4 protein-coding genes and 2 pseudogenes are annotated in these 5894 nt (G+C 65.3%); 4 read left to right on the forward strand and 2 right to left on the reverse strand.

Annotation, left to right across the window (positions count from 1 at the left end; translation table 11 throughout):
- Nucleotides 1-460 (reverse strand): cyclic nucleotide-binding domain-containing protein (locus tag Q8Q83_RS08825; RefSeq protein WP_305622940.1); only part of this gene is annotated, 460 nt, incomplete at its 3' end.
- Between the two features lie 265 nt (nucleotides 461-725).
- Between Q8Q83_RS08825 and Q8Q83_RS08830 the strand changes: the two genes are divergently transcribed.
- The 4 genes and pseudogenes from Q8Q83_RS08830 to Q8Q83_RS20220 all read left to right on the forward strand — a co-directional run bounded on the left by Q8Q83_RS08830 (nucleotide 726) and on the right by Q8Q83_RS20220 (nucleotide 5207).
- Nucleotides 726-2405 carry an ABC transporter substrate-binding protein gene (locus Q8Q83_RS08830; protein WP_305622942.1) on the forward strand — a complete coding sequence of 560 codons (1680 nt, stop codon included), beginning with the start codon at nucleotides 726-728 and terminating at the stop codon, nucleotides 2403-2405.
- On the forward strand, nucleotides 2392-3111 hold the full coding sequence (locus tag Q8Q83_RS08835; protein ID WP_305622944.1) for an ABC transporter substrate-binding protein: 720 nt from the start codon (nucleotides 2392-2394) through the stop codon (nucleotides 3109-3111). The genes Q8Q83_RS08830 and Q8Q83_RS08835 overlap by 14 nt, the downstream gene beginning before the upstream one ends.
- A 137-nt stretch (nucleotides 3112-3248) precedes the next feature.
- Nucleotides 3249-4346 (forward strand): annotated as a pseudogene (locus Q8Q83_RS20215) (cache domain-containing protein); the annotation flags it as partial.
- 15 nt (nucleotides 4347-4361) lie between these two features.
- Entirely contained in the window at nucleotides 4362-5207 is an 846-nt protein-coding gene (locus tag Q8Q83_RS20220; RefSeq protein WP_371132384.1) for a methyl-accepting chemotaxis protein, read from the forward strand.
- A 51-nt stretch (nucleotides 5208-5258) separates the two neighbouring features.
- Here the strand turns inward: Q8Q83_RS20220 and Q8Q83_RS08845 are convergent.
- Nucleotides 5259-5894, reverse strand: a pseudogene (locus Q8Q83_RS08845) (malate synthase G); the annotation flags it as partial.

Raw genomic sequence — 5894 nt, forward strand, 5'->3', positions numbered from 1 at the left:
GCAGGCTGCTGACCCCGCGCAGGGCGAAGTCGCGCAACGGGTTGGACAGGGCGAACAGCTTGACGAAGGCCGGTTTGTTCAGCAGCAGGCAGAAAGTAACTTCGCCGGCCAGGTGCTCGGTGCGGGTGGCGCGCTCGCCGATCAGCGCGGCCAGGGGGAAGCACTCGCCCGTGCCGATCTCGAAAGTGGTCTCAGTGCCGCGGCGCGCCGAGTGCGGCCGTTGGCCCTGCACCCGGCCCTGCTTGACGATATAGAAGTGTTCAACCGGGCCGTCGCTGGGCTTGATGATGCTCTCGCCGGCGCCGTAGAAGCGCAGCTGGCAGTGCTCCACCAGATAGGCCAGGTGGGCGCTGTCCATCTGCTTGAACGGCGGGAATTTGCGCAGAAACTCCAGGGTGCCCTGGATGTTCTGCAACACCGCGGTCTTACCGGCCTGGGCGAAGGCGTCCGCTGTGCTCATAGGCGGCCTCGACGATTCTCATACTGAGCATGTTCGGCCGCCGTGGCCGCGCGGGCCATTGGACCTAAGTCTAGGATCGGCGCGTTAGGGGCGGTGGCAGAGGCTTTGTGCGCTGTAATATGGCCGGGTTTTTTGCGCAGAAAGCCGCAGATATTGCCTGGATCTGCAGGTAAATCACGTTTTCAGCGGCGCTGCCCAGGAAGGGTGCGACTAAAGCCCGGGCCTGCACTAAAGTGAATTGCACATGGCAGAGGGAGGGGGGTGCATGCGTTGGGTAATCTGCTTGGCCTGGTATTTTAGTGCCGCCGTCCAGGCCGCCGAGCCTATGCAGGCGGCCCTGGACGAACTGCAGCCCAGTTCGCTAACTGCCACCGAGCAGCGCGCCGAGCTGCAATGGTTTGTCGAGGCCGCCAAGCCTTTTCAAGGCGTGCAGGTGCGGGTGATAGCCGAGCGCATCGCCACCCATTGGTACGAGGCCAATGTGCTGGCGCCCATGTTCAGCCAGCTCACCGGCATCCGGGTGATCCACGAGATCAGCGGCGAAGACGATGTGGTCAACAAACTGCGCGCGCAGCAGCAGACCGGCTTGCCGCTGTATGACGCCTACGTCAGCGACAGCGACCTGCTGGGCCAGCATTTCCGCGATAACCAGGTGCTGGTGCTTTCCGACTTTATCCAGGGCGAGGGCGCCAGCGTCAGCTTACCCAGCCTCGATCTCGACGACTTTATTGGCCTGCCCTTCGTCACCGCGCCGGATGGCAAGCTCTACCAATTGCCCGATCAGCAGTTCGCCAACCTCTACTGGTACCGCCAGGACTGGTTCGCCCGCCCGGAACTGCGCCAAGCCTTTCGCGAGCGCTACGGCTACGAGTTGGACGTGCCGCAGAACTGGACGGCTTACGAGGACATCGCCGCCTTCTTTAGCGAGCAGGTGCGGGAAATCGACGGCCAGCGGGTCTATGGCCATATGGATTACGGGGCTTTCGACCCCTCGCTCGGCTGGCGCATTTCCGATGCCTGGCTGGGCATGGCCGGGGTGGCCGACCTGGGCTCGCCCAACGGCCTGCCGGTGGATGACTGGGGCATTCGCGTCGAGGGCTGCCAGCCGGCCGGCGCCAGCATGGCCCGCGGCGGCGCGCTGGACAGCCCGGCCGCGGTCTATGCGCTGCAGCGCTATATCGACTGGCTGAAACGCTACGCGCCGCCCGAGGCGCAACGCATGACCTTCAACCAGGCCGGCAATGTCGCGGCGCAAGGCCAGGTGGCCCAGCAGATCTTCTGGTACACAGCCTTCACCTCCGACTACACCCAGCCGGACAGTGCGATGGTGGATGACGAGGGCAAGCCCAAGTGGCGGGTCGCGCCTTCGCCGCGCGGCGCCTATTGGCGCGAGGGCATGAAGTCCGGCTATCAGGATGTCGGTGCCTGGACCCTGCTCAAGGCCACTCCGCTGAAACAGCGCCAGGCCGCCTGGCTGTACGCGCAGTTCGTGGTGTCCAAGTCGGTGTCGCTGCGCAAGACCCTGGTGGGCCTGACGCCGATCCGCCGCTCGGACCTGAACTCCCCGGCCCTGCTCGCCGCCGCGCCCAAGCTCGGTGGGCTGATCGAGTTCTACCGCAGCCCGGCGGCGCAGCGCTGGACCCCGACCGGGGCCAATGTGCCGGACTACAGCGGCATGGCCAACCTCTGGTGGCGCCATCTGTACCCGGCGGTCAGCGGCCAGCTCCGCGTGGGACAAGCCATGCACAACCTGGCGACGGCCTTCGACCAGCATCTGCAGCAGGTCGGCCAGCGCCAGCGGCATGCCTGCGCGCCCAAACTGAACCCGCCGCGGGAACCCGCCTACTGGTTGCAACAGGGCGCTGCGCCCTGGCCGCAGCTGAGCGATGAGCGCCCGGCGGGGCGCACCCTGCCCTATGAGGAGGCCCTGCGTGCCTGGGATTAGGATTCGCCTGATTGGTCTGTTGCTGGCGTTGCTTAGCCTGCCGCTGCAGGCCGAGGTGCAGCTGTTTGCCTGGGAGCGTCCGCCGCTGGTGCAGCAGGGCGCCGATGGCCGCGGCGCGGGGTTGGTGCCGGAACTGGCCGCCGAGCTGTTCCGCCGTGCCGAAACCTCCTACCAGCTGCGTTTTATGCCCTTGCAGCGGGCGCTCAAACAGGTGCAGCAGCAGCCGAACAGCTGCGTGCTGCTGGTGGAGCGTCAGCAGGAGCGTGAGCCGAGCTATGTGTGGATAGGCCCGGTGTTGATTTCCCGCCTGGGCCTGTATGCCCGTGCCGATGACAACCTGCAGCTGTTGAGCCTGGAGCATGCACGGGGCCTGAGCATCCTCAGCCATCAGGGCTCGGGCGCCGGCGAATACCTGCAGGGAGCGGGTTTGCAGGTGCTCTATTCGAATAACGAAGCGCTCAACCTGAGCATGCTGCAGCGCCAGCGGGCGCGGCTGTGGGCGACCAGCTCGGCGGTGGCGCGGGCCCGCGCGGTCAATCCGCCGCTGCGTGAGGTGCTACCGTTTCTGACCCTGATGGAGGACATCGCCTGCCACCCGCAACTGGATGCGCCACTGCTGCAACGGCTGCAGACGGAGTTGCGGCAGATGTATGTGGAGGGTTGGGTGCAGGCTTTGTACCAGCGTTATGACGTCAGTTTGTATTAGCCGCGGAATGTGGCGGCTGTAGGGGAGTAACCGAGTGCTACCGGGCTGTGGGTTGAGCCGCTGGCGGACTATTTCAGAGGTTCAAACAGAGGTGGATCATGGGCTCGCTTAAAACCATCCAGTCGCGCTATACCCTTATGTTTATTGCCTTTATCGCAGTGATCTTCCTGCTGACCGAGGAAGGCATCCGCCATTTCATCACCCCGCAACTGAAGGCCGCGGAAGAGCAGCTGGTGCTCGGCAAGGTCAACAAGATCGCCGAGACCATTCTCTTCGAACTGGCCAAGGTCGAGGCGCAGTCGCGCAGCATCACCCAGACCGTGCCCCTGCTCGACAGCGCCAGCATCGACCTGGTGGTGCCCGGCCTGGTCGACCAGTACGGCGACCCCAAGGTGTTTGGCGGCGGCATCTGGCCGTTGCCGCAGAAGCGCTCCGAGCGCGACAAGCACAGCACCTTCTTCCACCGCGACGGCAGCGGCAAGATGACGGTGAACACCTACTGGAACTCCGAGGAGTCGCTCAAGTACTACGAGCAGCCCTGGCACCGCAGCGGCATGCAGGCGCCGCGCGGCCAGTGCGCCTGGGCCGCGGCCTACAAGGACGACGCCAGTGCCCAGCCACGCACCAACTGCGCCATGGCCATCAGCAAGGACGGCGCGCCCTTCGGCGTGTCGACCATCGACGTGACCCTGGGCTTCTTCAACAACCTGGTGGCCGAGAAGGAGAAGGAAATCCAGGGCGAGGTGATGATCGTCGAGCCGGACGGCAAGGTGCTGAGCAACCAGGCGCGCATCAATGGCGAGATAGTGCTGAAGAACGTGTCTGAGCTGGCCGGCCAGTCGCCGTTCGTCGCCGAGATCCACCGCAGCCTGGGCCAGCTCGGCGGCTCGGCCCTGCTCAAGCAGGAGTACCAGGGCAGCGATGGCAGTGACTGGACCTTCTTCCTCCAGCCCATCGAAGGCACGCCCTGGCTGCTGGCCGCCGCGTTGCCGAGCCGGCTGCTGACCGAGAACAGCAGCGAGGTGCTGCAGACCCTGGCCATGCTGCAGATTCCCATGGTGGTCCTGCTGCTGGGGATGATGCTGTTTTCCATCCGCCAGTTGATGCAGCGCCTGCACCTGCTGCGCGGCAGCATCGATTCGCTGTCGGCCGGCGATGCCGACCTGACCCGGCGCATTGCCCTCAAGGGCGAGGACGAGATGGACGCGGTGGGGCGCTCGGTGAATGACTTTATCGCCTACCTGCAGGCCATGATCGCCGACGTCGGCAAGGCCACCGCGGTGATCGCCGACGAGCTGCGCCAGCTGCAGCAGCAGTCGCGGCATACCAACGAGGTGCTGGCGCGCCACGCCAACGAAACCGACCAGGCGGTGACCGCCATCACCGAGATGAGCTCCACCGCGGACAGCGTGGCACAGAGCGCCACCGAAACCGCCAGCTTCACCCGCACCGCCAACGACAATGCCGAGAAGTCCAAGCTGGTGGTGGCCGAAGCTTCCAGCAGCGTGCTGGCCCTGGTCGATGAGGTGGCGCGCGCCACCGAGCGGGTGCAGGAGATGCAGCAGGACGCGCAACGGATCAATGACGTGCTCGGGGTGATTGGCGCGATCGCCGGGCAGACCAACCTGCTGGCGCTCAACGCGGCCATCGAGGCGGCCCGCGCCGGTGAGCAGGGCCGCGGTTTTGCCGTGGTCGCTGACGAGGTGCGCGCCCTGGCCGGGCGTACCCAGCAGAGCACCTCGGAGATCAACGAGATGCTGAGCAAGCTGCAGCAGGGCGTCGGCTCCGCGGTGCAGGCCATGGAACAGACCCGGGCCAGCTGCCAGGCCACTGCGGACACCACCTCGCGGGTCAACGTCGGCCTGGATGATATGGCCTCGGCGGTCAGCCGCATCCATGACCTCAGCGCGCAGATCGCCACCGCCGCCGAGCAGCAGAGTGCGGTGACCGAGGAGATCAACCAGAACATGGTGGCGATCCGGCACATGGTCGACGAGCTGGTCAACAGCGGCCAACAGGCCGACAAGAGCACCGAGGCGCTGCTGGAGTCGAACAATCGCCTGGTGCAGCTGGTCAACCGCTTTAAGGTGAAATAGCAGGCATAAAAAAACCGCCCAGAAGGGCGGTTTTTTCACTGCAGCCGCGGATTACAGGCCGTTCTTGGCCTTGCTCTTTTCCTTGAAATCGCGGCGGCGGCGGTGCAGGACCGGCTCGGTGTAGCCGTTCGGCTGCTTGGCGCCTTCGACCACCAGCTCCAGGGCAGCCTGGAAGGCGATGTTGCTGTCGAAGTTCGGTGCCAGCGGACGGTACAGCGGGTCGCTGGCGTTCTGCCGGTCAACCACCGGCGCCATACGCTTGAGGCTGGCAACGATCTGCTCTTCAGTGGCGATGCCATGACGCAGCCAGTTGGCCAGCAGCTGGCTTGAGATGCGCAGGGTAGCGCGGTCTTCCATCAAGCCGACGTCGTTGATATCCGGCACCTTGGAGCAGCCGACGCCCTGGTCGATCCAACGCACCACGTAACCGAGGATGCCCTGGGAGTTGTTGTCCAACTCGTTCTGCACTTCTTCGGCGGTCCAGTTGGTGTTCGGCGCCAGAGGTATGCTCAGGATGTCGTCGATGGAGGCGCGTTCACGCTTGGCCAGCTCGGCCTGACGGGCGAACACATCGACCTTGTGGTAGTGCAGGGCGTGCAGTGCGGCCGCAGTCGGCGACGGCACCCAGGCGGTGTTGGCGCCGGCCAGCGGGTGCATGATCTTCTGCTCGAGCATGGCGGCCATCAG

Origin of the sequence: Pseudomonas sp. (assembly GCF_030696055.1) — a bacterium.
Taxonomy (GTDB): domain Bacteria; phylum Pseudomonadota; class Gammaproteobacteria; order Pseudomonadales; family Pseudomonadaceae; genus Aquipseudomonas.

Excerpts from the sequence above, each read along its gene's own strand:
- Q8Q83_RS08830 (WP_305622942.1), top strand. The coding sequence starts at position 726 with ATGCGTTGGGTAATCTGCTTGGCCTGGTATTTTAGTGCCGCCGTCCAG.
- Q8Q83_RS20220 (WP_371132384.1), top strand. The coding sequence starts at position 4,362 with ATGATCGCCGACGTCGGCAAGGCCACCGCGGTGATCGCCGACGAGCTG.